The organism is Rugamonas rivuli (genome assembly GCF_009380165.1).
In the GTDB taxonomy this organism is placed as follows: Bacteria; Pseudomonadota; Gammaproteobacteria; order Burkholderiales; family Burkholderiaceae_D; genus Rugamonas; species Rugamonas rivuli.
In genome coordinates this window covers 100,465-127,433 of sequence record NZ_WHUF01000007.1, presented here as the reverse complement: position 1 = coordinate 127,433, position 26,969 = coordinate 100,465, and the positions used below count along the sequence as shown (strand labels likewise).

Genomic DNA, 26,969 nt, shown 5'->3' with positions numbered 1-26,969 from the left:
TAGGGGGTGGAGAGCATGGAGCATGTGCAGCGGCACTTGCGCATGGCGCTGGACGCCGCGCGCATGACGATCTGGGATTCGGAACTTCACGATGGCCGCGTGGTCGACAGCACGGTCAAATGGTTCGGCGCAGGCGCCACCTTGCTGGGCCTGCCCTCCGGCGACCTGAAGCAGCCGTTTTCCGTCTTTCTCCAGCACGTCTGCCAGGAAGACCGCGACCAGCTGCTCGACACCATGCAGACCGCGGTCGACAACCGTGCCGGCTATGAAGTCGAATACCGCGTGATCTGGCCGGACAAAAGCCGGCACTGGCTGGCCGCCAAGGCCCACGTGTTCTGCAACGGCGACGACCGCGCCCAGCCGCTCGGCACGCTGGGCGTGGTCTGGGACATCACCGAACGCAAGAACAGCGAGCAAACCACCGCGCGCCAGCGCGAGCTGGCCGCCGTCACGCTGCGCTCGATCGGCGAGGGCGTCATCACCACCAACGCCCACGGCGAAACCGACTACCTGAACTACATCGCCGAACAACTCACCGGCTGGACCCACGACGAGGCGCGCGGGCTGCACATCGCCAGCACGCTGAAGCTGGTCGACGACGCCGGCGAGGCCATCCCGGAGCACGTGGCGCTGCAATGCCTGCGGCTGCGGCAGGCGATCGGCATGTCGTCGCAAAACCAGCTGGTCACGCGCGACGGCCGCCATGTGGCGGTCGAGGAATCGGCCGCACCGATCTGGTCCGACGGCGGCGAGCTGCTGGGCGCGGTGGTGGTGTTCCGCGACGTCAGCCACGAGCGCAAGCTGACCAAGCAGCTGTCGTGGAACGCCAGCCACGACACGCTCACCGGCCTGATCAACCGGCGCGAATTCGAAGTGCAGATCGCCGCCGCGCTGCACAGCGCCAAGGAGGACGGCCACGTGCACGCGCTGCTGTACATGGACCTGGACCAGTTCAAGATCGTCAACGACACCTGCGGCCACAGCGCCGGCGACCTGCTGCTGCAACTGCTGTCCAAGATGCTGCAGACGCAGATGCGCGACAGCGACATCCTGGCCCGCCTCGGCGGCGACGAGCTGGGCGTGCTGCTGCCGCACTGCCCGCCGGACCAGGCGCTGCTGATCGCCGACGTGCTGCGGCAGTCGGTCAAGAACTTCCGCTTCGTGTGGGACGACCACACCTTCGAGCTGGGCGTAAGCATCGGCCTGGTCGAGGTCAACCACCACAGCAAATCGATGACCGAGCTGCTGATGGCCGCCGACCAGGCTTGCTACCTGGCCAAGGAGCGCGGCCGCAACCGCGTGCACCTGTACCAGGAATCGGATCAGCGGCTGGCGCGGCGGCAGGGCGAGATGCAGTGGGTGTCGCGCCTGAACGAAGCCTTCGAGCACCAGTACTTCCGGCTGTACGCCCAGCCCATCGTGCGCCTAGGCCAGCAGGACGAGGAGGAGCACGACGAGGTGCTGATCCGCATCCAGCCGGCCAAGGGCGACCTGATCCTGCCCGGCGCCTTCATCCCCGCCGCCGAGCGCTACGACATGATGACGGCCATCGACCGCTGGGTGATACGCGCCGTCTGCCGCCATGTGCAAAGCCTGGGCGCGCAGCCGGACGCCAACGGCCGGCTGCCGGCGCAGTACTCGGTCAACCTGTCCGGCACCTCGCTGGGCGACGAGGGCTTGCACGACTACATCGTCCAGCAGTTCGCCGAACACGGCATCTCGCCGGCGCAGATCTGCTTTGAAATCACCGAGACGGCGGTGATCGCCAACCTGGTCAAGGCGCAGGACTTCATGGCCGGGCTGAAGGCGCTGGGCTGCCGCTTCTCGCTGGACGATTTCGGCAGCGGCCTGTCGTCGTTCGCCTACCTGCGGGCGCTGCCGGTGGACTTCCTCAAGATCGACGGCGTGTTCATCCGCGGCATCGCCACCAACGCCATCAACCGCGCCCTGGTCAAGGCCATCAACGAAGTCGGCCACGTGATGGGCCTCAGCACCGTGGCCGAATACGTCGAGGACGAGCCGACGCTGGCCGTGGTGCGCGAACTGGGCCTGGACTACGCCCAGGGCTACGCGGTCGGCACGCTGCGGCCGCTCAGCGCCAGCGCCGGCGCTTAGTCCACGGCCAGCTCAACCAGCTCGGCCTGCAACGGCGTGCCCAGCGCGCGCAGCGCCGTGTTGAAATCGTCCAGACTCAGCTCGGCGCTGGCGGTGGCCACGCAGCGCGTGTGGCCGCCGCCGGCCGACGTGTGCGGCGCCAGCTCCTGCAGCACGCCGTCGGCCGGGTCGAGGAACTGCACATCCGGTGCCGCCGCCTCAAAGAAGGGCTTGAGCCACGGCAGGTGGGTGGACGACATCGTCATCACATCGACCTGCGGATGAGCGGCGCGCAGCTCGGCGATGAAGCCGCTGACGGCGGCCTGGGTTTCCTGCGGCCTGTGGACAAAGGCGAAGTTTTCCACAAGGTCCACCAGCGCCGATGCATTCACCAGCACCACCTCGTCATCGCCGCGATGGACGTCGGCATAGGCTTGCATGGCCGCGCTGCCCACCATCGAGCGCACGCCCAGCACCGCCACCTTGCCGCTGGCCGAACGCCGCACCGCCTCCGCTACCGGCGGGAAGATGCCGATCACCGGCACGCCGGCCGCCGCGCGCAGCGGCTCCAGCACCACCACGCTGGGCGCGTTGGACGCCAGCACCACCGCCACGCAACCCTGCGCCTGCAAGTAGGCGGTAGCACGTTGCACCGACGCCAGCAACTGCTGCGGCGTCTTGGCGCCGTAGGGGAAGCTGGCGCGGTCGGCGAAATACACGATGTCCTGCGCCGGGAAGGCCGCGCGCACGCGCTCGACGATGGCGTAGCTGCCGATGCCGGCGTCGAAGATGCCGACAGGTCGTTGAAGTTCCATGGTTTTCCTTAGCCAACCCCAATCCGGGGAATTTTGATCTACATCAATAAAATTGCGGGTCGGACTCCGTAAACTGGACACATCAATTGCGATAGAGCAATAAACGGCCGAGCCGGCCCAACTGTGGAGTCCCGAAATGCGCAACAACCAGCCCGTTACCAACCGTGAAGTGGAAGTCCTGGACGACCAGGCCATCGTTTCCAAGACTGACTTAAATGGCAACATTGTCTACGTAAATCCCTACTTCACGCAAATCAGCGGCTACAGCGAGGCGGAGCTGCTGGGTGCGCCGCAAAACATCGTGCGCCATCCGGACATGCCGGCCGACGCCTTCGCCGACCTGTGGAGCTCGATCAAGGGCGGCACGCCGTGGACCGGCATCGTCAAGAACCGCTGCAAGAACGGCGACCATTACTGGGTGCGCGCCAACATCACGCCGATCCGCGACAACGGCAAGACCACCGGCTACATGTCGGTGCGGGTCAAGGCCGAGCGCCAGCAGATCGCCAAGGCCGAACAAGCCTACCGCGCCATCCGCGAAGGCGGCCGCCACGGCATCCGCATCAAGAACGGCCAGGTGATCCAGGCCGGCGCCGGCTCGCTGATGTCGCGCCTGAGCCATGTGTCGCTGGCCATGCGCATCTGGCTGGCCACCAGCGTGGTCAACGTGCTGCAGGTGATCGTCTGCGCCGCCGCGCTGATGAGCGGCGGCGCCAACAACTACCCGATCTTCTTCGCCACCTTCTTCGGCCTGCTGATCAACGTCTTCCTGTGGTACACGCTGCGGGTGTCGGTGCTGCAGCCGCTGGGCCGCGCATTGGAAGGCGCGCGCGCCATCGCCGCCGGCGACCTGTCGGGCTCCTTCGACACCGAGGCCACCGACGAAGTGGGCCAGCTGCTGCGCGCCCTGCAGCAGATGAACAGCAACCTGATCGCCACCATCCGCGATGTCCGCAACAATGTCGAGACCATGGCCGTGGCCACGCGCCAGATCGCCGCCGGCAACGCCGACCTGTCCGGCCGCACCGAGGCGCAGGCCGCCAGCCTGGAGGAAACCGCATCCAGCGTCGAGCAGTTCTCGTCCACCGTCAAGCAGAACGCCGACAACTCGGCGCAGGCCAACCAGCTGGCGCAGAACGCCTCCAGCGTCGCGGTGCAGGGCGGCGAGATCGTCGCCGACGTCATCGCCACCATGGACGAGATCAACGCCTCGTCGCGCAAGATCGTCGACATCATCGGCCTGATCGAAGGCATCGCCTTCCAGACCAACATCCTGGCGCTGAACGCCGCCGTCGAAGCGGCGCGTGCCGGCGAACAGGGCCGCGGCTTCGCCGTGGTGGCGGGCGAGGTGCGCAACCTGGCCCAGCGCAGCGCCACCGCCGCCAAGGACATCAAGAACCTGATCGACGTCTCGGTCGGCAAGGTCAGCGCCGGCATGGTGCAGGTCGACCGCGCCGGCGCCACCATGAAGGAAGTGGTGGCCTCGGTGCAGCAGGTGACGTCCATCATGCATGAAATCTCGGTCGCCTCGCACGAGCAGAGCATCGGCGTCGACCAGGTCAACGCCGCCATCGCCCACATGGACCAGGTCACGCAGCAGAACGCCGCGCTGGTCGAAGAAGCGGCCGCCGCCACCGCCAGCCTGGCGCTGGAAGCCGGCGGCCTGACGCAGGCGGTCAGCCTGTTCAAGTTCGGCAGCACGCGCACCAGCAGCGGCGCGCGCAAGGCACGGCCAGTGCGTAGCGCCGCCCCCATGAAACGTCTGGCAGCATGACCATGAATACCGCCTTCCCCGCCGTGGAATTCGACGCCGAGATCATCGGCAAGCTGAGCCAGTCCGGCCCGCGCTACACGTCGTATCCGACCGCCGACCGCTTCCAGCAGGACTTCGGCTACGGCCAGTTCCTGGAGGCGGTGGCCGGACTGCGCATGCGCCGCAGCCAGCGGCCCTTGTCGCTGTACGTGCACATTCCGTTCTGCGACACCATCTGCTACTACTGCGGCTGCAACAAGATCGTCACCAAGGACCACAGCAAGGCCGCCACCTACCTCGGCTACCTGAAGCAGGAGATCGACATGCAGGGCCGCCTGTTCGCCGGCATGGGCCAGATCGAACAGCTGCACTTCGGCGGCGGCACGCCGACCTACCTGAGCGACCGCCAGATGGGCGACCTGATGACCCATCTGCACGAGAACTTCAGCTTCGTGCCGGACGCGCAGGGCGAGTACTCGATCGAGATCGATCCGCGCACCGTCAGCGTCGATCGCGTGCACTCGCTGCGCGCGCAAGGCTTCAACCGCATCAGCCTGGGCGTGCAGGACTTTGACCCAGAAGTGCAAAAGGCCGTCAACCGCATCCAGCCGGAAGCGGAAACCCGCGCAGTGATGGACGCAGCGCGCGCCGCCGGCTTCCGCTCGATCAGCATCGATCTGATCTACGGCCTGCCCAAGCAGACCATGGCCAGCATGGAGCAAACGCTGGACAAGGTGATCGACGCCGACCCGGACCGCATCGCGCTGTACAACTACGCGCATCTGCCGCACCTGTTCAAGCCGCAGCGCCGCATCGCCGACGCCGACCTGCCGACGGCCGCCGTCAAGCTCGACCTGCTGGCGCTGTGCATACGCCGGCTGTGCGCGGCCGGCTATGTCTACATCGGCATGGACCATTTCGCCAAGCCCGGCGACGAGCTGGCAGTGGCGCAGCGCCAGGGCCGTTTGCAGCGCAACTTCCAGGGCTACTCGACGCGCGCCGAGGCGGACTTGATTTCCTGCGGCGTGTCGGCCATCAGCGCGGTCGGCGCCACCTACAGCCAGAACGAGAAAACGCTGGAAGCCTATTACGAAAAACTCGACGACGGCAAGCTGCCGGTCACGCGCGGCATCAAGCTCGATACCGACGACCTGCTGCGGCGCATCGTGATCCAGAAGCTGATGTGCAATTTCGAATTGTCGATCTCGTCGATCGAACAGGCGTATCCGATCCGCTTCCCGCTGTACTTCGCGGCCGAGCTGGAAAAGCTCAAGGCCTTCGAAGACGACGGCCTGGTACAGATCGATCCGCAATGGATCAGCGTGACGCCGAAAGGCCGTCTGCTGATACGCAATATCTGCATGGTGTTCGACCGCTACCTGAGCATGCCGCGCGTCGACGGCCCGCAGCCGCTGCGCTACTCGAAAACGATATGAACGCATCATGAACCTGCTTCAGCTACTGCCGGTGATGGTGGTCGGACTGGCCGGCAGCGTGCACTGCATCGGCATGTGCGGCGGCATCGTCGGCGCGCTGTCGGTCGGCACGGCGGTGCCAGCACCGATGCGTAACGTGATTCCGATCGTCGCCATGCCGGCCCCCGCCAGCACCAGCACCTTGCCGCGCGTGCTGTCGTACAACGCCGGCCGCATCGCCAGCTACATGGTGGCCGGTGCGCTGGCGGGCGGCCTGGCCGGCGGTGCGCAAAGCCTGTCGGCGCTGGCCGGCGTGCAGCTGCTGTTCTACTGGCTGGCCAACCTGATGCTGGTGGCGCTCGGCCTGTACCTGATGAACGCCTGGCGCGGCCTGGCCTTGCTGGAGCAGGGCGGCCGCGTGCTGTGGCAGCGCGCGCAACCGGCCATCGCGCCGATGATGAAAACCCTGATGCCGGCACAACGCCCGCACCAGGCCTTCGCGCTGGGCGCACTGTGGGGCTGGCTGCCGTGCGGCATGGTCTACAGCGTGCTGCTGACCGCGATGCTGAGCGGCTCGGCCAGCGACGGCGCCGCCGTCATGCTGGCCTTCGGCCTGGGCACGCTGCCCATGCTGACCGCGCTGGGCCTGGCCGGCGCCCGCCTGCAACGCGCGCTGCAGCAGCGCCGCGTGCGCATCGCCTGCGGCCTGCTGGTACTGGCCTTCGGCGTGCTGGGACTGGCGCGCGCGGCCGGCGGCATCGCGCCAGACTGGATGGACACCTTATGCCTGACACCACATCAATAAACCGCCACACGGCGCCCGGCGCGCAAGTGCACGTCTGCTTCCACTGCGGCCAGCCGCTGCCAGCCGTCGCCAAGCCCGAATGGCAGGTGCGCATCGACGGCGTCGACCACGCCATGTGCTGCCCCGGCTGCGCGGCGGTGGCGCAGACCATCGTCGACCTGGGCCAGGCATCGTACTACCACGAGCGCTCGGCCTTCGCCGCCAGCGCCGAGGGCGCGCAAATGCTGCCGCCGGAACTGCGCCTGTACGACAACGCCGACCCGCGCTTCGCCCTCGATGAAGGCAGCCGCGAAACCACGCTGGCGGTCGAAGGCATACGCTGCGCCGCCTGCGTGTGGCTGATCGAACAGCGCCTGGCCAAGCTGCCCGGCGTGCAGAGCGCGCAGCTCAACGTCGCCACCGAACGCCTGTACGTGCGCTGGCGCTCGGACGATTGCCAGCCCGGCGACATCCTGGCCGCGCTGCACGCGATCGGCTACGCCGCCTATCCCTACGACGCGCAGCGCCACGGCGAACAGCAGCGCCAGGCCGCCAAGACCCTGGGCCGCCAGCTGTTCGTGGCCGGCCTGGCTATGATGCAGGTGATGATGTACGTGGCCCCGGCCTACCTGGCGGACGACGGCACGCTGGACGACAGCATGGCCGCGCTGATGCGCTGGGCCAGCCTGCTGCTGACGGCGCCGGCCATCTGCTATTCGGCGCTGCCGTTCTGGCGCGGCGCCTGGAACAGCCTGCGCGCCTACACCTTGGGCATGGACGTGCCGGTGGCGCTGGGCATCGCGGCCGCTTTCGGCGCCAGCGTGCTGGCCACGGTGCGCGGTCACGGCGAAGTGTATTTCGATTCGGTGACGATGTTCATCTTCCTGCTGCTGTGCAGCCGCCACCTGGAACTGCGCGCGCGCCGCAAGGCTGGCGCCGCGCTGGAGCGCTTGCAGCACGCGCTGCCGGCATCGGCCACGCTGCTCGACGATTACCCGGCCAGCCACGCGGCCACCCTGGTGCCGGCCGCCGCGCTGGCGGTGGGCCAGGTCATCATGATCAAGCCCGGTGAAGCGGTGGCGGCCGACTGCGTCATCGTCGACGGCCGCACGCAGCTCGACCTGTCGCTGCTCAGCGGCGAAAGCGCGCCGGTGGCCAAGGACAGCGGCGACGCGCTGCCGGGCGGCGCCATCAACGCCGGCTCGGTGGTGCTGGCGCGCGTGACCAGCATCGCCCAGGACAGCACCTTGTCCAAGCTGGTCAAGCTGGTCGACCGCGCCGGCCGCGACAAGCCGCGCATCGCCCAGTGGGCCGACGACGTCGCCGGCTGGTTCGTGCTGGCGCTGCTGCTGTTCGCGCTGGCCACCTTCGTGTTCTGGTACTGGATGGACGGCGACAGCGCCGCCCGCGCCTGGCCGATCGCCATCGCGGTACTGGTGGTGTCCTGCCCGTGCGCGCTGTCGCTGGCGACGCCGACCGCGCTGGCCGCCGCCACCGACCGCCTGCTGCGGCAGGGCGTGCTGATCACCGGCCCGCAAACGCTGGAGACGCTGCACCGCGCCACCCACGTGGTGTTCGACAAGACCGGCACGCTGACCTTCGGCCGCCCGGCCTTGCAGCAGACCGTGCAACTGGGCTTGATGCAGGCCGACTTCTGCCTGCAAGTGGCGGCCGCGCTGGACGCCGGCAGCGGCCACCCGCTGGCCCGCGCCATCGTCGATGCCGCCGCTGCGGCGCAAGGCGGCACACGCGCCGACTGGCAAGCCACGGCGGTCGATGAAATCGCCGGGCGCGGCATCGAAGGCGTGCTGCACAACCGCCTGTACCGCCTGGGCAGCGCCGGCTTCGTCGCCGAGTTGAGCGGCTCGGCGCCGCCGCATGATGCGGGCAACGGCGTCACGCCGGTCTATCTCGGCGTGGCCGGCCAATGGCTGGCCTGCTTCCATTTGCGCGACGGCCTGCGGCCCGATGCGCAAGCCACGGTCGACTACTTCCGCAAGGCCGGCAAGACCGTGGTGCTGCTCAGCGGAGACAACGCCGACCTGGCGCGTCAGGTCGGCGACCAGCTCGGCATCAGCACCACCGTGGGCGGCTACCTGCCCGATGAAAAACTGGCCTTCGTCAAGCGCCTGCAGCAGACCGGCGCCGTGGTGGCGATGGTCGGCGACGGCATCAACGACGCCGCCGTGCTGAGCGCGGCCGACGTCTCCTTCGCGATGGGGGCGGGCGCAGCACTGGCGCAAGCCCATGCCGACGCCGTGCTGCTGTGCGGCCGCCTCGGCGCCGTCGCCGACAGCGCCCGCGTGGCGGCGCGCACCATGGGCGTGATCCGCCAGAACCTCGGCTGGGCCAGCGTCTACAACGCGCTGGCGATCCCGGCGGCGGCGGTCGGCCTGCTCAACCCGTGGCTGTCCGGCGTGGGCATGGCGCTCAGTTCCGCCGTGGTGGTGGCCAATGCGCTGCGGCTCAGAAGGGGGACATGATGGAAGCGCTCTACCTGCTCATTCCGCTCAGCGTGGTGCTGGTGTTTGCCGCGCTGTGGGTGTTCTTCAGCGCTTCCGACAGCGGCCAGTTCGACGACCTGGTCGGCCCGGCGCTGCGCGTGCTCCAGGACGATGACAAGCCACCACTAGAATAGTTTGATCTGGGAAATTTTGATCCACATCAAGGTTTTTTCACTCCCACAAAAGTAACCTTTGATACACATCATTAAAGCGTTCTTGGGAGAACTTCAAGTGGACCTTGCACAGAACTACAACTACAAGATTGTGAAGCAATTCGCAATCGCCACCGTGGTCTGGGGCATCATCGGCATGCTGGTCGGCGTCATTATCGCCGCCCAGCTGGCATGGCCGGCGTTGAACCTGGACATACCATGGTTGACCTACGGCCGCCTGCGGCCCCTGCACACCAACGCGGTGATTTTCGCGTTCGGTATCTGCGGACTTTTCGCGACGTCCTATTACGTCGTGCAGCGCACCTGCCAGGTGCGGCTGTTTTCGGACAAGCTGGCCGCCTTCACCTTCTGGGGCTGGCAAGCGGTGATCGTCAGCGCCGTCGTCACGCTGCCGATGGGCCTGACCCGCGGCAAGGAATACGCCGAGCTGGAATGGCCGATCACGCTGCTGATCGCCGTGGTGTGGATCGCCTACGCGGTGGTGTTCTTCGGCACGCTTTTAACCCGTAAGGTCAAGCACGTCTACGTCGCCAACTGGTTCTTCGCCGGCTACATCATCGCCGTGACGATCCTGCACGTAGTCAACGGCGCCAGCATGCCGGCCACCTTGTTCAAATCCTACTCCGCCTACTCGGGCGTGCAGGACGCCATGATCCAGTGGTGGTACGGCCACAACGCGGTGGGCTTCATCCTGACCGCCGGCTACCTGGGCATGGTCTACTACTTCATCCCGAAACAGGCCGAACGTCCGGTGTACTCGTATCGCCTGTCGATCGTGCACTTCTGGGCGCTGATCTTCACCTACATGTGGGCCGGCCCGCACCACCTGCACTACACCGCGCTGCCGGACTGGACGCAATCGATCGGCATGGTGTTCTCGCTGATCCTGCTGGCGCCAAGCTGGGGCGGCATGATTAACGGCATCATGACGCTGTCGGGCGCCTGGCACAAGCTGCGCACCGATCCTATCCTGAAGTTCATGATCGTCTCGCTGTCGTTCTACGGTATGGCCACCTTCGAAGGCCCGATGATGTCGATCAAGACCGTCAACGCGCTGTCGCACTACACCGACTGGGGCATCGCCCACGTCCACGGCGGCGCACTGGGCTGGGTCGGCTTCATCACCATGGGCTCGATCTACTACCTGCTGCCGCGCCTGGCCGGCCAGCAAAAAATGTACAGCACCAAGCTGATCGACCTGCACTTCTGGGTCGCCACCATCGGCATCGTGCTGTACATCGCCGCGATGTGGATCGCCGGCGTGATGCAGGGCCTGATGTGGCGCGCAGTCAATCCGGACGGCACGCTGACCTACACCTTCGTCGAAGGCGTCAAAGCCACCTACCCGTACTACGTGGTGCGCTTCGCCGGCGGCCTGCTGTACCTGAGCGGCATGTGCGTGATGGGCTACAACACCTGGATGACCTTGCGTAACCGCGAGACCGCCGTGGCGCGCATCCCCGCGCTGACCGCCGGCCACGCCTGATATCGGAGCTGAGTATGAAATTTTCACATGACTGGATCGAGAGAAATCCCTGGCTGCTGATCGCGCTGGTGACGCTGGTGGTCAGCGTCGGCGGCGCCGTCGAGATCGTGCCGCTGTTCTTCCAGAAGTCCACCACCGAGCCGGTGGCGGGCCTGAAGCCTTACTCGCCGCTGCGCCTCGCCGGCCGCGACATCTATGTACGCGAAGGCTGCTACAACTGCCACTCGCAGATGGTGCGTCCGTTCCGCGCCGAGACCGAACGCTACGGCCACTACTCGGTCGCGGGCGAGTTCGTCTACGACCGGCCGTTCCAGTGGGGTTCCAAGCGCACCGGGCCGGACCTGGCGCGCGTGGGCGGCCGCTACAGCGATGAATGGCACCGCACCCACCTCGCCAATCCGCGCGACGTGGTGCCGGAATCGAATATGCCGAACTACCCATGGCTGGCGAAGACCTCGCTGGTGCCGGACTCGATCGTGCCGAAAATGAAGGCGCTCAAGCGCCTGGGCGATCCCTACACCGACGCCGAGATCGCCGCCGCACCGGACGAGCTCAAAGACAAGACCGAAGAAGACGCCCTGGTCGCCTACCTGCAAGGCCTGGGCACATTAATCAAGACGAGGAACTAGCATGGCTATCGATACCCTGTTTGATCGCGCCAGCAGCGTGATGACGGTGATTTCCTTCATCACATTTGCCGGCATCCTGTGGTGGGCCTTCATCCACAACAAGGAAGCCGACTTCGCCACGGCGGCCCAGCTGCCGTTCGACGACGAGAAGGAGCACGGCCATGGCTGATTTCACCAACGGTTTCTGGGACATGTACATCGTCGTGCTGACCCTGCTCGGCATCATCGGCTGCGGCGTGCTGCTGTTCTCGCAATCGAAGATCAAGGGCAAGGCCGGCGAAACCACCGGCCACGTGTGGGACGAAGACTTGAGCGAGCTGAACACGCCGATGCCGCGCTGGTGGATGTGGCTGTTCTACATCACCATCGTCTTCAGCCTGGGCTACCTGGTCCTGTATCCCGGCCTGGGCAGCTATGCCGGCAAGCTGGGCTGGAAATCCTCGGGCCAGTACCAGGCCGAGCTGAAGCAGGCCGAGAACGACTACGGCCCGCTGTTCGCGCAATACCAGAAGCAGGATCTGAAAAAGGTGGCGGCCGATCCCAAGGCCCACGCCATCGGCGAACGCCTGTTCCTGACCTACTGCGCGCAGTGCCACGGCTCGGATGCGCGCGGCAACAAGGGCTTCCCCAACCTGACCGACAAGGACTGGCTGTTCGGCGGCGCCCCCGAGACCATCAAGGAAACCATCCTGCACGGCCGCACCGGCGTGATGCCGGCTATGGGCGCGGCGCTGGGTTCGGACAAGGATGTGGAAAACGTCGCCCACTACGTGCTGAGCCTGTCCGGCTCGACCGCCGATCCGATCAAGGCGGTGTTCGGCAAGGACAAGTTCGGCGCCTGCATGGCTTGCCACAGCGCGGGCGGCACCGGCAACCAGGCCATCGGCGCACCGAATCTGACCGACAAGATCTGGCTGTTCGGCGGCAGCGCCGAGACCATCATGGAAACCATCCGCAAGGGCCGCAGCACCACCATGCCGGCGTTCGCGGACTTCCTCGGCGACGCCAAGGTGCACGTATTGGCCGCCTATGTGTGGAGCTTGTCGAACGACGTCAACCATGTTGAACCCTCACCGGTCGCGGCGGCGACAGAAACCGCCACGGCAGCAAAATGAACGATCCTGCACCACAAGTCATCAAGATGTATGCGGCGCGCGAGGAAATCTATCCGCGCGAAACCTCGGGCCGCTACGCCCGCCTGCGCTGGCTGTGCGTTTGGCTGACGCAGCTGGCGTTCTACTGCACGCCGTGGATGCAGTGGAACGGCCGCCAGGCCCTGCTGTTCGATCTGGCGGCGCGCAAGTTCTACATCTTCGGCCTGGTCTTGTGGCCGCAGGACTTCATCTACCTGGCGGCGCTGCTGATCATCTGCGCCTACCTGCTGTTCCTCGCCACCGCGGTGGCGGGGCGGGTGTGGTGCGGCTTCGCCTGTCCGCAAACGGTTTATACCGAAATCTTCCTGTGGATAGAACGCAAGATCGAAGGCAAGCGCAGCGCGCGCATGGCGCTGGACCGGCGGCCGATGTCGCCGGCCAAGTTCGGCAAGAAGAGCGCCAAGCACCTGGCCTGGGGCGCGGTGGCGCTGTGGACCGGCTTTACCTTCGTCGGCTACTTCACGCCCATCAAGCTGCTGGGCAACGAGGTGCTGACTTTGAGCTTCGGCCCGTGGGAATGGTTCTGGGTGCTGTTCTACAGCCTGGCCACCTACGGCAACGCCGGCTGGCTGCGCGAGCAGGTGTGCAAGTACATGTGCCCGTACGCCCGCTTCCAGAGTTCGATGTTCGACCGCGATACGCTGATCATCACTTACGACGGCGAACGCGGCGAACCTCGCGCGCCGCTCAGCAAGCGCGATGAGGTCAACGGCGGCTCGTGCATCGACTGCAGCCTGTGCGTGCAGGTGTGCCCGACCGGCATCGATATCCGCAAGGGCTTGCAGTACGAGTGCATCGGTTGCGCCGCCTGCGTCGACGCCTGCAACGGCGTGATGGACAAGATCGGCCAACCGCGCGGCCTGATCCGCTACAGCACCGAGCGCGCGCTGATGATGCACTACACGCCGACCGAGATCCGCCAGCGCACGCTGCGGCCCCGCGTGAAGATCTACGCCGGCATCCTGGCGCTGATCGTGGCGGCGGTCGGCGTCGCGCTGTGGCTGCGTACGCCGCTCAAGCTGGACGTGATACGCGACCGCGGCGCCATGGGGCGCGAGGTCGAGGAGGGCATGATCGAAAACGTCTACCGCCTGCAGATCATGAACACGACGGAGCAGGCGCACACCTACCGCATCCGCGTCGGCGGCCTGGCCACGCTGTCGCAGGTGACGCCGGAAGAGGTGCGGGTGGAAGGCACCGAGACCAAGGCGTATCCGATCCGCCTGCGCACCGCGCACGGCGCCGGACAGCCGGGCTCGAACAAGATCGAAATCGAACTGACCGCAGTCGACCAGCCGTCGCTGCATGTGAAGGAACACGCGGTATTCTTCGTGCCGCGCTAAGGAGAGCAAGATGAGCGTATCGATGATGGCGCAAGCGCCGACGACGCCGTGGTGGAAGCAGCGCTGGCCGTGGCTGCTGATGCTGGGTCCGGCCGTGGTGGTGGTGGCCGGCAGCTACACCGGCTATCTGGCTTACTCGCAGCAGGACGCGCTGGTGGTGGGCGATTACTACAAGCAGGGCAAGGCCATCAACCAGGACTTGCGGCGGGACCGCCTGGCCTCGACGCTGGGCCTGTCGATGGCGCTGGGCTACGACGCCACTACCGGCACGCTAAACGGCCAGCTGCGGCGCAATAGCAGCGACCAGGGCCGGAGCGAGCGGCTGTTCGTCCACCTGTCGCACGCGACGCTGCCGGAGAAGGATATCCAGCTGGTGGTGCAGCCGGACGAGTTCGGCGCGTTCCAGATCAATCTGCCGATGCTGGAGCGCAGCCGCTGGGTGGTGCTGGTGGAGGGCGAGAAACGCGACTGGCGGCTGGCCGGCGCATGGACCTGGCCGGCGCAGCGCCAGGTGACGCTGCAGGCCGACAACTAATCAGGCACAGGTCTGCATGCCGGCGGTGATGGCTTTCAGCGTCGGCACGTCGAGCAACTCGATCTCGCGGTTGCTCACGCGCAGCAGGCTTTCCTTCTTGAACTTGGACAGCAAACGGCTGATGCTCTCGATCGTCAGCCCCAGGTAGTTGCCGATTTCCTCGCGCGACATGCGCAGCTGGAAGGTGTTCGGCGAGTAGCCGCGCGCCTCGTAGCGCGACGACAGGTTGATCAGGAAGGCGGCAAAACGCTGGGTCGCCTGCATATTCCCCAGCAACAGCATCACGCTTTGCTCGCGCGTGATTTCCTGGCTCATCATGCGGTGGAAGTGGCGCAGCAGCGTCGGCATATCGGCCAGCAGTTGTTGCAGGCTGCCGAAAGGAATCTCGCACACTTCGCTGTCTTCCAGCGCCACGGCGGTGCAATGGTGCAGGTCGGTGCTGATGGCGTCCATGCCCAGCAGTTCGCCGGCCATCTGGAAGCCGGTGATCTGTTCGGCGCCCTCGCGGTTGACCTGGTAGGTCTTGAAATGGCCCAGCCGTATCGCAAACAGGCTCTGGAAGGGATCGCCGATGCGGAACAGCGTGGCGCCGCGCGCAACTTTGCGCCGGCGGCCGATGATCTGGTCGAGCCGGTCCATGTCGTTGTTGTCCAGCCCCATGGGCAAACACAGCTGGTGCATGCTGCAGGTCGCGCAACTGGCCTTGAGGATCTCGATGGTGGCGCTGGGCAGGACCAGCTCTGGAAGTTCTCGTATCATGCAGCCAGTGTAGACCATTTGTCGTCATTTGTGGCTGATGCCGCAGTTAGCCGATCAAGTATTTCCGCCCCGTGCAGCTTGCTGCATGCAACTTGAAGTATCACAAAATATTTAGAATTTTTAGCTTGCATGCGATTAAATTGTGAGCTATAGTTCAACACATCAAGTAGCACACTATTTGATCGCCAACAAACAAAACAACCCACCAACTGAAAGGAAACATCATGAAACGCACCCTGATCGCTACCGCACTGCTGGCATCCGCATTCGCCGCCCAGGCCGCCGCCCCGGCCGCCGACACCACCGTCGTCCTGGTCCACGGCGCGTTCGCCGATGGTTCCAGCTGGGACAAGGTCATTCCACTGCTGCAGGCCAAAGGCTTGAAAGTGGTGGCCGTGCAGAACCCGCTGAGCTCGCTGGCCGACGACGTCGCCGCCACCCAGCGCGTGGTCGATGCGCAAACCGGCAAGGTGGTGCTGGTCGGCCACTCGTGGGGCGGCACCGTCATCACCCAGGCCGGCACCAGCGATAAAATCAAGGCCCTGGTCTATGTGGCCGCGTTCGCGCCGTCCGAAGGCGAGGCCACCGCCAACCTGGGCAAGGACTACGCCGTGCCGCCCGGCATCGCCACGCTGCAGGCCGACGCCGCCGGCTACCTGTGGCTGCCTGCCGACTCGGTCGCCAAGAACTTCGCGCCGGACGTGCCGCCGGCCACCGCCGCGCTGATCGCCGCCACCCAGGGCCCGATCAACTCCAAGGCCTTCGGCGACGTCACCACCGTGGCGGCGTGGAAAACCAAGCCCAACTACTACATCGCCGCCGCCAACGACCGCATGATCGCGCCGGCGCTGCAGCAAGCCTTCGCCAAGAAGCTCAACGCCACCACCGTCACGCTGAAAACCAGCCACGTGCCCATGGTTTCGCAGCCGGCCAAGGTCGCCGAAGTGATCATCGCCGCCGCCCAGCGTTAATCCTGTTGCCAAGGCCGGGCTTTGATAGGAGAATTTGCTAGCATTTTCATATTTTTTCCAATCTCGCCCGGCCTCGCCTACTAAGGATGAAATGAAGTCACTTGGCATCAAGGCAAAAGTTGCGCTCGCAACCAGCATCACTTCGGTCCTGATGATCGCGCTGGTGACGGTGGTGCAAACCCATCGCATGCAGGACGACTTCACCCGGGTGCTGTTCACGCAGCAGACGGGGCTGATCAACCGCACCGCCGAGGAGCTCGACGACAAGCTGTTGATGCTGCTCGATATCATCGCCGTGTCGGCGCGTAACACGCCTGCCGCCATCGCCCACAATCCCGGCCAGCTGCGTACCTACTACCAGGACCGCGCCGTGCTGGCGCTGTTCGACGACCTGCTGGTGATCAACCCCGAGGGCACGGTGATCGCCGACCTGCCCGAGGTGCCGGGCCGCGCCGGCATCGACGCCTCCGACCGCGCCTACTTCAAGACCGTGATGCGCGCCCGCAAGCCGCTGATCACCGAGCCGCTGATCGGCCGCGCCGGCAAGCAGCCCATCGTGCAGATGGTGGCGCCGGTGCTGGACGCCAACGGCGACGTGGTGTGCCTGCTGGTCGGCGTGCTGCGGCTGTACAAGGACAATCTGCTGGGCCACCTGCGCAACGCCAAGGTCGGCCGCACCGGCTACTACTTCGCGCTGACCCGCGGCCCGCATCCGGTGTACGTGCTGCATCCCGAACTGAGCCGCCTGCTCAAGCCGCGCCAGCCCAACGCCAACCCCGCCACCACCCAGGCGCTGGAGCAGGACTTCGAAGGCACGATCGACAGCGTCAACGGCGCCGGCAAGCGCACCCTCAACAGCTACAAGGCGCTGAAGTCGGTGGACTGGGTGCTGGCCGCCTCGCTGCCGGCCGAGGAAGCGTTCGAGCCCTTCAACGGCGTGCTGTACCGGCTGCTGCTGTGGGGCGGCCTGGCCTCGCTGGCGGCCGCCGCGCTGATCGGCTGGCTGACGCTGCGCCTGCTGGCGCCGCTGATACGGCTGCGCGACGCCATCGTCGCCCTGCGCGACAACCCCGCCCGCTTCACGCCGCTGCCCACCCAGGGACAGGACGAGGTCGGCCAGCTGACCACCGCCTTCAACGAGCTGATGCACGAACGCCTGGCGGCCGACGCCCGCCTGCAAAGCCTGGTCGAGTTCGCACCGAACGCCATCGTCGTGGTCGGCGTCGACGGCCGCATCGAAACCTTCAACCGCGAGGGCGAGCGCTACTTCGGCTACGAGCGCGACGCCGTGCTGGGCCAGCCGCTGGAAATGCTGGTGCCGGAACGCCTGCGCGGCCAGCACGCCGCCCACCGCGTCAAATTCTTCGCCGAGCGCCTCAGCGCCGAGCCGGTGCGCATGGGCGACGGCAGCGTGCTGTACGGCTTGCGCAAGGACGGCAGCGAGTTCCCGGTCGAGATCAACCTGAGCGCGGTGCGCACCGACCAGGGCACCAAGGTGCTGGCGGTGATCTCCGACATCACCGAACGCCACCGGCTGCGGCTGGAAGTGGAAGCACGCGCCGAGGAGCTGGAGCGCGAGCGCGACCGCGCCGAGGCGGCCAACCGCGCCAAGAGCGAGTTCGTGGCCAATATGAGCCATGAAATCCGCACGCCGATGAACGCCGTGCTGGGCATGGTCTACCTGCTCGGCAATACGCCGCTGACGCCGCAGCAGCGCAAATACCTGAGCATGGTGCGGGTGTCGGGCCAGTCGCTGCTGGGCATCCTCAACGACGTGCTGGATTTCTCCAAGATCGAGGCGCGCCACATGGAACTGTCGCCGGTGGACTTCGCGCTGGACGACACCATGAACTCGCTGGCCACGCTGATGACCATGAACGCCAGCGACAAGGAACTGGAGCTGGCGATCAGCGTCGACCCGGCCGTGCCGCGCCACCTGCGCGGCGATTCCATGCGGCTGCAGCAAATCCTGGTCAACCTGGCCGGCAACGCCATCAAGTTCACCGAGCAGGGCGAGGTGGTGGTCAGCGTCGAGCTCAGCGCGCGCGACGAGGGCCACGCGCTGCTGCGCTTCGAGGTGCGCGACACCGGCATGGGCATGACCGAAACCCAGCTGGCGCAACTGTTCCAGGCCTTCTCGCAGGGCGACCAGAGCATCACGCGGCGCTTCGGCGGCACCGGCCTGGGCCTGGCCATCACCAAGCGATTGATCGAGCTGATGGGCGGGCAGATCGCCGTCAGCAGCACCCAGGGGCGTGGCACTTCCTTCTGGTTCAGCCTGCCGTTCGACGTGCTGCCGGAGCTGCCGGACGAGCGCCGCAAGCCGGCGCTGGGCAATCTGCGCCTGCTGGTGGCCGACGACAACCGCACCAGCCGCGAAGTGATCGCCAAGCTGATACGGGCCTGGGGCTGGCATGCGGACGAGGTCGATTCCGGCGCGGCCGCGCTGCACCGCTACCGCCAGAGCCAGCAGTCGCAGCAGACCTACGACGTGGTGCTGGCCGACTGGCACATGCCCGGCATGGACGGGCTGGCCACGGCCAAGGGCATCCGCGAGGCGGCGGGGGGCGGCAAGCAGCCCATCGTGGTGATGGTCAACGCCTTCGCCCGCGACCATGTGGAGGAAATCTCCAACGCGCCGGAAGCGGACGTGGTGCTGGTCAAGCCCATCACCAGTTCCAACCTGTTCGACGCGCTGCACCAGGCGCTGGTGGCCAAGAGCGACGGCCAGCCGCAGCCGGTGGCCGACGCCAGCATCGCCGGCAGCCTGGCCGGCCGCCATTTCCTGCTGGTGGAAGACAATGCGCTGAACCAGGTGGTGGCGCGCGGCATCCTCGAACACGCGGGCGCGACGCTGGACGTGGTCGGCGACGGCCGCCAGGCGGTCGAGCGCCTGCGCGCCGGCGCCAGCCGCTACGACCTGGTGCTGATGGACATGCAGATGCCGGTGATGGACGGCTTCACCGCCACCCGCATCCTGCGCCAGCAGCTGCGCCTGACCCTGCCCATCATCGCGATGACGGCGGGCGTGCTCGGTTCCGAGCGCCACCGCAGCCAGGAGGCCGGCATCACCGATTTCATCCCCAAGCCGATCGAAGTCGAGGAAATGCTGGAGGTGCTGCTGCGCCACCTGCCTGCCCCTGCTCCTGCTGCGGCCCCGGCCGCGCCGGCGACAACGGCCGCCGAAGACGACCTGCTGGCCGCCATGGCCGCGGCCGCCGCACCGATAGCGGCGCCGATGCCGGAACCGGTGCTGGTCAAGCCCGCCGCGGCGGCCATGCCGGCCGGCGAGGCCAGCATCTTCAACATGGACGCCCTGATGCGGGTGATGGGCAAGGACGCCAAGGGCCGCGCCGTGATGGCCAAGATGGTGCGCGGCGCGGTCGACACCGGCATGACGCCGGTGGAGGAGGCCGGCGCGGCGCTGCAGGAAGGGCGGCTGCGCGACGCCGCCCGCCTGTTCCACAGCCTGCGCGGCGCCGTCGGCGTGCTGGGCGCCAAGCGCCTGATCCAGGCCACCGTGGACGCCGAGAACGCCATCAACGAGCAGCGCGACGAAGAGCTGGCGCAGCGCTACCAGACCGTCTGCGACGAGCTGGAACTGACGCTGGCCCAGGCCCGCGCCTGGCTGGAACGCGAACAGCTGTAATCGCACAGCTGTAATTCCCCTCCATCTTTACATTTGTCACCATCTGCGCCCCCGGCCACGGCCAGGGGCGCTGTCTTTTTTCACATAACGAAATGTTATTGATAATAATTCGCATTTACATATGTGAGCTTCGTTGTTACAATCTCACGCATTAAATCGCCATGATCCGGCAGCCAGACGCCAGAACGCTACACCTCAGCGCAGCCAGCCGCCTACATTCTCGGAAGAAAGATGCAAATGATTAAGAGTCGCAAACACGCGCAATCGCGCTTCAACCAGCAAATGAGCGCGGCATTGGCCGTGATGCTGCTCCCGGTCGCCGCGCACGCCGCCGACGCCGGCGTCGATCCGGTCATCGTGGCCGGCAGCAACCAGACGCTGCAGGAAGTCAAAGTCACCGGCAACGCCATCAACGACTTCAAGGCCGACAAAGCCTCGTCCGCCAAGTACACCGAGAAACTGGTCGACACCGCCCAGACCCTGAACGTCATCAAGAAAGAACTGATCGACCAGCAAGGCGCCGTCACGCTGACCGAAGCGCTGCGCAACACCCCGGGCGTGGGCGCCTTCTTCCTGGGCGAAAACGGCAGCACCACCACCGGCGACGGCGTCTACATGCGCGGCTTCGACGCCTCCAGCAGCATCTACGTGGACGGCGTGCGCGATGTCGGCTCGATCTCGCGCGACACCTTCAACATCGAACAGATCGACGTGCTCAAAGGCCCGGCCGGCACCGACAACGGCCGCAGCTCGCCGACCGGCTCGATCAACCTGGTCAGCAAGAAGCCGCTGATGGAAGACGCCTACCTCGGTTCCGTCACCGTCGGCAGCGGCAGCCAGAAGCGCGCCACCGCCGACCTGAACAAGGTCATCAACGCCGACACCGGCACCGCCTTCCGCCTCAACCTGCTCGACCAGGACAGCGGCAATCCAGGGCGCGACGTGGTCAAGAACAAGCGCTGGGCGATCGCGCCGTCGGTCGCCTTCGGCCTGAACGGTCCGACCCGCGTCTACCTGAACTACCTGCACGTCAGCCAGGACAACATCCCCGACGGCGGCGTGCTGACCATCGGCCTGCCGGGCTGGACCCCGCCGGCGCCGGTCGTCATCACCCCGGCCGCCGGCGGCAAGCCGGCCGTGTTCGGCCCGAGCTTCGACTTCATGGCCGGCGCCAAGGCGGTCGATCCGAAGAACTTCTACGGTTCGGTGCTGGACTTCGACAAGGTCAAGGCCGACATGTTCACCGCCCGCATCGAGCATGACTTCGCCGGCGGCGCCAAGCTGCAAAGCACCACCCGCTACGGCCGCACCAAGCAGGACTACCTGCTGACCTCGTTCATGTCGACCGGCGCCAACCTGCGCGGCGTCGTCGCCGGCTCCAATCCGGACAGCTGGATGATGGCGCGCACCAACCTGAACTACAAAGACCAGCTGAACGAAATCCTGACCAACCAGACCACCGTCACCGCCGACTTCGACGGCGCCGGCATGAAGCACACGGTGGTGGCCGGTATCGAGCTGATCAACGAGAAGCAGACCAACTACACCAACGTCAATGCGCCGGGCGCGACCGGCCTGCCGCTGGTCAGCATCTACCATCCGGACAGCAGCCAGCCGGTGACGGCCGCGCAGGTGAGCACCGTGCGCAACGGCGCCCGCGGCGACGGCACCACCAACACCCAGAGCCTGTACGTGTTCGACACCGCCAAGCTGGGCGACCAGTGGATCTTCAACGCCGGCGTGCGTCTGGACCACTACAACACCACCTACAACGGCGTCACGGTGCAGGGCACGGCCACGCCGCAAACCATCCCGGTCGGCACGCTGCTGGGCAGCTCGCTGACGGCCTCGGACAACCTGCTCAACGGCAAACTGTCGGCGCTGTACAAGCCGACCGCCGACAGCAGCGTCTACGCCCTGGTGGCGACGTCGAAAGCGCCGCCGGGCGGCAACAACTTCACGCTGAGCTCGGCCGCCAACAGCGCGTCCAACCCGAACTACGATCCGCAAATCACCACCAGCTACGAGCTGGGCACCAAGTGGGATCTGCTGAAGCAGAAACTGTCGCTGTCGGCCGCAGCCTACCGCACCGACGTGCGCAACGAGATCGAAGTCGACCCGAACAACGCGGCCAACTTCTTCCAGACCGGCAAGAAGCGCGTGCAGGGCGTCGAGCTGGGCGTGACCGGCGAAATCCTGCGCAACTGGCTGGTCAGCGCGGGCTACACCCGCATGTCGACCCAGGTGGTGTCCGGCAAGGTGGTCACCGCTGCCGGCGACAACCTGCTGAGCTACACGCCGAAACAGGCGTTCACGCTGTGGACCTCGTACACGCTGCCGATGGGCCTGCAGATCGGCGGCGGCGCCCGCTTCAGCGACAAGCTGATGCGCGGCACCGACGGCGCCGTCGGCACCCCGGCCTACGCCGATTCGTACTGGGTGTACGACGCCATGGCTTCGTACCCGGTCAACAAGCACGTCGATCTGCGCCTGAACGTCTACAACCTGGCCGACACGCAGTACGTGCAGGCGATCAACAAGTCGGGCTACCGCTACACCCCGGGCGCACCGCGCTCGGCCAGCCTGACCGCCAACTTCAAGTTCTAAGCGACAGCGCAGCTGTTATGCTGGCCCCGCCCTCACCGGCGGGGCTTTTTTTTGCAAGGAGTATCATCATGATGTTGCACATTCCCGGCGTACTGAGCCGCGAACAGGTGGCCGCCATGCGCCAGCGCCTGGACCAGACCGACTGGGTCGACGGCCGCAGCACGGTCGGCGCCCAGGGCGCGCAGGTCAAGCAAAACCGCCAGCTGGCCGAAGGCTCGGCGCTGGCGCAGGAACTGGGGGCGGAAGTGCTGGCGGCGCTGGCGCGCAGCCCCTTGTTCTTCTCGGCCGCGCTGCCGCTGCGCACCTGCCCGCCGCTGTTCAACAGCTATGCGGGCGGCGAGCACTACGGCGACCACGTCGACGGCGCGCTGCGGCGCGTGGCGTCCAGCGGGCAATGGCTGCGCACCGACGTCTCGTCGACGCTGTTCCTGTGCGATCCCGAGGATTACGACGGCGGCGAGCTGATCGTCACCGACGCCTATGGCGAACATGAGGTGAAATTGCCGGCCGGGGATTTGATCGTCTATCCGTCGACCAGCGTGCACCGGGTCATGCCGGTCACGCGCGGGGCGCGGGTCTGTTCCTTCTTCTGGACCCAGAGCATGGTGCGCGACGATATGCGCCGCAGCCTGCTGCTGGAGCTGGACCAGAACATCCAGAGCCTGCGCGCGCGCCTGGGCGACTGCCCGGAACTGGTCGGCCTGACCGGCCACTACCACAACCTGCTGCGACAGTGGAGCGAGGTCTGAGGCCTCAGGCCTCAGGCCTGTACTGCGGCCTCGGCTTCCGCCTTGGCCTTGGCCAGCGCATGACGGCGCTCGATGCGCGCGCCCAGCGGACGCATCAGGGACATCAGCACGAACACAAAGTTGGCATTGCCCGGCGCCGCATAGCTGATGACGACGGCCAGCGCGGCGATCAGCATGACGCCAAAGCTGCGCGCCATGGTGGCGCGGTAGACGCCCAGCGACATCGGATGCACGCACAGGCCGGGATGGCGGTGGATGTAGCGCGCCAGCAGCAGCGTGGACACGCTGAGCCAGATCATCACGCCCGAATACAGCGCCTGCCCGGTGATCGACGCGTACTGGCCGTTGACCGCCGACGCGAACGGCAGCAGCGCGGCGCTGGCCAGGCCGAGGATGGTCAGCCATAGCAAGCCCTGGTCGGCGTGGCGCACATAGCTGAACAGGCGGTGGTTGGCGATCCAGAAGATCGCCAGCACGAAAAAGCTGATCAGCCAGGAAATCAGATTCGGTATCAGGCCGTACAGCGCGCCGCGCAGCGCGGCCTCGCTGTCCAGGTGCGCATGCTCGGGCAGGCGCAGCTCGATCACCAGCAGGGTCATGGCGACGGCAAAGATGCCATCGATCAGGGCTTCGATACGGTGTTTGCTCAGCTGCGGCTGGCCCTCTGCGCTGACGTCGGTCATAGGTACTCCAGGATGATGGGGACGAGCCGTATTCTTGCCGCAAATTAAAATGTTTGCAACAACGGCCTGCCCGCCTCAGGCGGCCAGCATGTAGCCGACGCCGCGCACGGTGCGGATGCGCTGGGCGCCGATCTTGCGCCGCAGGTTGGAGACGTGGACTTCGATCACGCCGAAGTCGAGGGCGTCGCCCAGCGGCTCCAGGCGCTGCGCCAGCGCGCCCTTGGGCACCACCACGCCCGGTTCGCGCGCCAGCTCCAGCATCAGGCGGAATTCGCGCGGCGACAAATCCAGCAGCTCGCCGGCCAGCCAGGCCTTGTAGCCGCGCGGCTCGATGTGCAGCTCGCCGATGGTCCACAGCGGACTGGCCTGCTGCGCGTAGCGGCGCAGCACCGCGCGCAGCCGCGACACCAGCTCGGCCATCGCAAACGGCTTGATGATGAAATCGTCGGCGCCGCCGTCCAGCCCGGCCAGGCGGTCGTGCAGCGCCGAGCGCGCGGTGATCATGACGATGGGCAGCGCGACGCCGGCCTGGCGCCAGCGCAGCAGCAGGTCCAGGCCGCTGCCGTCGGGCAGCGAGATGTCCAGCAGCGCGCAATCGTAGGGCAGGTCGGCCGCCAGCAGCGGCGCGTCGGCCACGCGGCGCAGCCACTCGCTGCTGATGCCGTCCGCCTTCAGCGCCTGCTGCAGCGCGAATCCCAGGTCCAGGTCGTCTTCGATGATCAAGATGTGCATGTGGCGATTATAACGACGCCAACCTTAAGCCCAGCTATCGTTTTTTGTTCGCCCCGGTGCCGCGATACGTTATAGTTTCGGCTATTCAATTCTTCAACTGTGGATGGACATGGCGGAACAGGAAATAGCAAAGCACACCAAGAAAGTGGTGCAACTGATGGGCAAGAGCGAACACGGCTGGCGCCACAAGCTGGGCGAGATGGGGCTGGAGATCGTCACCATCGTCTTCGCGGTCAGCCTCAGCATCTGGCTGCACAGCCTGGGCGAGCACCGCCACGAGCAGCAGCAGGTGCGCGCCTTCCTGCTGGGCCTGCGGCACGATATCGGCAGCGACCTCGACATGATCAAGGAGCTCAATCAGGCCCACCATGAGTACGACGCCAACTTCGTCTACCTCGGCAAGTTCGATCCGCGCGCCACGCCCGACCCGCAAACCTTCGACGCCGCCTACCAGCGCGCCGACAGCAACTACTTCTTCAATCCGCTGGTCAGCCGCTATCAGGGGTTCAAGTCCTCCGGCAAGCTGGGCCACATCGAGAACGAAGCCCTGCTGGACAAGATCCTGGACCTGTACGAACGCAACACCGCCGCCATCAAATCGTCCGAAGGCGGCTGGCACTCCAACCAGGAGATCTTCCGCGCCTACATCGAAAACGGTTTGACGGGCGAAGACAGCCTCGCCGAGCGCTACCGCCTGATCACCGCGCCCAAGGGCAAGCGCCTGCTGCGCAAGCAGATCACCTTCCCGCAGCTATACGAGCGCTACAACGACTACGCCACGCTGGGCGCGGAGATCATCAAGGAAATCGAACACGAATATCCGGAAGCGGTCCAAGAGAAAAAATAGGAGTAAGCCGATGAAATTGAACACCCTGCTGGGCATGGCCGTCTGCGTGTCCGCCACCATGACCTGCGCCTATGCGCAACAATCGCCGCGCCAGCTGGCCAACGCCGCCGCCACCGCGCTGGAGAAAAAGGACTACGCGGCGGCGATCAGCGGCTACCGCGCCGCGCGCGACGGCGGCTATCGCGACGCCACGCTGATGTACGACCTGGCCACCGCCCACCTCAAGGCCGGCAACGAAGCCGAGGCGCTGGCCGCGCTGGAACGCGGCGTGGCCGAAGGCATGCGCCTGGCCGCCTACCTCGCGGAGGATCCGGATCTGGCCCCGCTGCGCGGCAACCCGCGCTGGCCGGCCATCGTCCAGCGCGCCACCGCCAACGAAGCCGCCTACCAGGCCGGGCACGCGAGCCCCGAGCAGTTCAAATTCATCACCAGCGATCTCGACCGCTTCTGGAAAGTATTCGAGCAACTGCCGGCCGCCAGCGCGCCGGCGCAGCTGCTCGACCAGCAGTACCTGGACGCCGGCAGCGTCGGCCTGCAGGGCTTCATCCCGCACCGCATCGGCAGCGGCGCCAACCTGTACGCGTCGATCAGCAAGCGGCCCAAGTACTACGCGGCGATCCGCCCGCAGACGCTGCAAACCGGCCGCATCGAACCCGCGCTGCGCGGCGCGATGCGCAAGTTCAAGGGCCTCTACGACAAGGCCACCTTCCCCGACGTCTACTTCCTGATCGGCGCGATGAACAGCGGCGGCACCTCCTCGCCGGACGGCCTGCTGATCGGCGTCGACATGTTCGGCCTGGGGCCGGGCGTGCCCACCGACGAACTGACGGGCTGGCACAAGAAATCGATCAACTCCTTCGACGCCCTGCCGTCGCTGGTAACGCACGAGCTGATGCACTTCCAGCAAAACCTGATGCCGCAAACCCTGCTGGGCCACGCCATCAAGGAAGGCGGCGCCGATTTCATGACATCGCTGCTCATCGACGGCAACTTCAACCAGAAGATCTACACCTACGGCTACGCGCACGAGGCCGAACTGAAGCAGCAATTCTTCGCCGCCATGCAGGGCAGCGACACCAGCCAGTGGCTGTACGGCGGCGCCGACGAAGCCACCGGGCGTCCGGCCGACCTCGGCTACTTCATGGGCTTCCGCATCTGCCAGGCCTACTACCAGCAAGCCAAGGACAAAAAGCAGGCCATCGCCGAGATCCTCAACACCAGGAATTTCGAACGCCTGCTGGCCGACAGCGGCTACCAGAACCCGCGCTGAAGCAGGCCCGGACGATC

General features: G+C 66.2%; 22 protein-coding genes. 18 read left to right on the top strand and 4 right to left on the bottom strand.

Annotated features, from left to right (window positions below; genetic code table 11):
• The first annotated feature begins 15 nt into the window (after window positions 1–15).
• Window positions 16–2,115 (top strand): EAL domain-containing protein, encoded by a 2,100-nt coding sequence (locus GEV01_RS24330; protein ID WP_152808041.1) that lies wholly within the window; start codon window positions 16–18, stop codon window positions 2,113–2,115.
• Here the strand turns inward: GEV01_RS24330 and GEV01_RS24325 are convergent.
• The gene (locus GEV01_RS24325) at window positions 2,112–2,909 is read right to left on the bottom strand and encodes a glutamate racemase (protein ID WP_175023203.1); all 798 of its coding nucleotides are present in this window, start codon (window positions 2,907–2,909) and stop codon (window positions 2,112–2,114) included. The genes GEV01_RS24330 and GEV01_RS24325 overlap by 4 nt on opposite strands.
• 136 nt (window positions 2,910–3,045) lie before the next feature.
• Between GEV01_RS24325 and GEV01_RS24320 the strand changes: the two genes are divergently transcribed.
• The 11 genes from GEV01_RS24320 (at window position 3,046) to GEV01_RS24270 (ending at window position 14,685) form a co-directional block, all read left to right on the top strand.
• The gene (locus GEV01_RS24320; RefSeq protein WP_152808039.1) at window positions 3,046–4,683 is read left to right on the top strand and encodes a methyl-accepting chemotaxis protein; all 1,638 of its coding nucleotides are present in this window, start codon (window positions 3,046–3,048) and stop codon (window positions 4,681–4,683) included.
• Window positions 4,680–6,098, top strand: a complete 1,419-nt coding sequence (hemN, locus tag GEV01_RS24315) for an oxygen-independent coproporphyrinogen III oxidase (RefSeq protein ID WP_152808038.1) — start codon at window positions 4,680–4,682, stop codon at window positions 6,096–6,098. Before GEV01_RS24320 ends, hemN begins: the two co-directional genes overlap by 4 nt.
• Before the next feature lie 7 nt (window positions 6,099–6,105).
• On the top strand, window positions 6,106–6,882 hold the full coding sequence (locus tag GEV01_RS24310; protein ID WP_152808037.1) for a sulfite exporter TauE/SafE family protein: 777 nt from the start codon (window positions 6,106–6,108) through the stop codon (window positions 6,880–6,882).
• Window positions 6,861–9,344: a heavy metal translocating P-type ATPase gene (locus GEV01_RS24305; protein WP_152808036.1), complete on the top strand. Its 2,484-nt coding sequence runs from the start codon at window positions 6,861–6,863 to the stop codon at window positions 9,342–9,344. Before GEV01_RS24310 ends, GEV01_RS24305 begins: the two co-directional genes overlap by 22 nt.
• Window positions 9,344–9,499: a cbb3-type cytochrome oxidase assembly protein CcoS gene (ccoS, locus tag GEV01_RS24300; protein ID WP_152808329.1), complete on the top strand. Its 156-nt coding sequence runs from the start codon at window positions 9,344–9,346 to the stop codon at window positions 9,497–9,499. Before GEV01_RS24305 ends, ccoS begins: the two co-directional genes overlap by 1 nt.
• A 97-nt stretch (window positions 9,500–9,596) precedes the next feature.
• Window positions 9,597–11,024: a cytochrome-c oxidase, cbb3-type subunit I gene (gene ccoN / locus GEV01_RS24295; RefSeq protein WP_008443253.1), complete on the top strand. Its 1,428-nt coding sequence runs from the start codon at window positions 9,597–9,599 to the stop codon at window positions 11,022–11,024.
• A 14-nt stretch (window positions 11,025–11,038) separates the two neighbouring features.
• Complete coding sequence (gene ccoO, locus GEV01_RS24290) at window positions 11,039–11,653, top strand: cytochrome-c oxidase, cbb3-type subunit II (RefSeq protein WP_152808034.1); 615 nt, start codon at window positions 11,039–11,041, stop codon at window positions 11,651–11,653.
• Window position 11,654: 1 nt separating this feature from the next.
• Window positions 11,655–11,822, top strand: coding sequence for a cbb3-type cytochrome oxidase subunit 3 (locus GEV01_RS24285; RefSeq protein WP_152808033.1), 168 nt, complete (start codon window positions 11,655–11,657; stop codon window positions 11,820–11,822).
• Entirely contained in the window at window positions 11,815–12,768 is a 954-nt protein-coding gene (gene ccoP / locus GEV01_RS24280) for a cytochrome-c oxidase, cbb3-type subunit III (protein ID WP_152808032.1), read from the top strand. The genes GEV01_RS24285 and ccoP overlap by 8 nt, the downstream gene beginning before the upstream one ends.
• Window positions 12,765–14,150, top strand: coding sequence for a cytochrome c oxidase accessory protein CcoG (gene ccoG, locus GEV01_RS24275; protein WP_152808031.1), 1,386 nt, complete (start codon window positions 12,765–12,767; stop codon window positions 14,148–14,150). The genes ccoP and ccoG overlap by 4 nt, the downstream gene beginning before the upstream one ends.
• A 10-nt stretch (window positions 14,151–14,160) precedes the next feature.
• Entirely contained in the window at window positions 14,161–14,685 is a 525-nt protein-coding gene (locus tag GEV01_RS24270; RefSeq protein WP_152808030.1) for a FixH family protein, read from the top strand.
• Here the strand turns inward: GEV01_RS24270 and fnr are convergent, their stop codons facing one another.
• Window positions 14,686–15,444: a fumarate/nitrate reduction transcriptional regulator Fnr gene (gene fnr / locus GEV01_RS24265; RefSeq protein ID WP_070268356.1), complete on the bottom strand. Its 759-nt coding sequence runs from the start codon at window positions 15,442–15,444 to the stop codon at window positions 14,686–14,688. It lies immediately after the preceding gene.
• Between the two features lie 224 nt (window positions 15,445–15,668).
• On the opposite strand from fnr, the gene GEV01_RS24260 reads away from it, so the two are divergent.
• The 4 genes from GEV01_RS24260 (at window position 15,669) to GEV01_RS24245 (ending at window position 23,420) form a co-directional block, all read left to right on the top strand.
• Window positions 15,669–16,415, top strand: coding sequence for an alpha/beta fold hydrolase (locus tag GEV01_RS24260; protein WP_152808029.1), 747 nt, complete (start codon window positions 15,669–15,671; stop codon window positions 16,413–16,415).
• Between the two features lie 91 nt (window positions 16,416–16,506).
• Window positions 16,507–20,064: a response regulator gene (locus tag GEV01_RS24255; protein WP_152808028.1), complete on the top strand. Its 3,558-nt coding sequence runs from the start codon at window positions 16,507–16,509 to the stop codon at window positions 20,062–20,064.
• A gap of 231 nt (window positions 20,065–20,295) precedes the next feature.
• Window positions 20,296–22,671, top strand: a complete 2,376-nt coding sequence (locus tag GEV01_RS24250; RefSeq protein WP_152808027.1) for a catecholate siderophore receptor Fiu — start codon at window positions 20,296–20,298, stop codon at window positions 22,669–22,671.
• A gap of 68 nt (window positions 22,672–22,739) precedes the next feature.
• Window positions 22,740–23,420, top strand: coding sequence for a Fe2+-dependent dioxygenase (locus GEV01_RS24245; RefSeq protein ID WP_008443280.1), 681 nt, complete (start codon window positions 22,740–22,742; stop codon window positions 23,418–23,420).
• Between the two features lie 11 nt (window positions 23,421–23,431).
• Here GEV01_RS24245 and GEV01_RS24240 read toward each other — a convergent pair whose 3' ends face one another.
• Together GEV01_RS24240 and GEV01_RS24235 are read right to left on the bottom strand one after the other, a co-directional pair.
• On the bottom strand, window positions 23,432–24,103 hold the full coding sequence (locus GEV01_RS24240; protein WP_152808026.1) for a TMEM175 family protein: 672 nt from the start codon (window positions 24,101–24,103) through the stop codon (window positions 23,432–23,434).
• Window positions 24,104–24,178: 75 nt separating this feature from the next.
• Window positions 24,179–24,835, bottom strand: a complete 657-nt coding sequence (locus GEV01_RS24235) for a response regulator (RefSeq protein WP_152808025.1) — start codon at window positions 24,833–24,835, stop codon at window positions 24,179–24,181.
• A 109-nt stretch (window positions 24,836–24,944) separates the two neighbouring features.
• Here GEV01_RS24235 and GEV01_RS24230 point away from each other — a divergent pair, with 109 nt between their 5' ends.
• Entirely contained in the window at window positions 24,945–25,682 is a 738-nt protein-coding gene (locus GEV01_RS24230) for a hypothetical protein (protein ID WP_152808024.1), read from the top strand.
• Window positions 25,683–25,692: 10 nt separating this feature from the next.
• Complete coding sequence (locus tag GEV01_RS24225; protein WP_152808023.1) at window positions 25,693–26,952, top strand: gliding motility protein GldB-related protein; 1,260 nt, start codon at window positions 25,693–25,695, stop codon at window positions 26,950–26,952.
• Window positions 26,953–26,969: the final 17 nt, after the last annotated feature.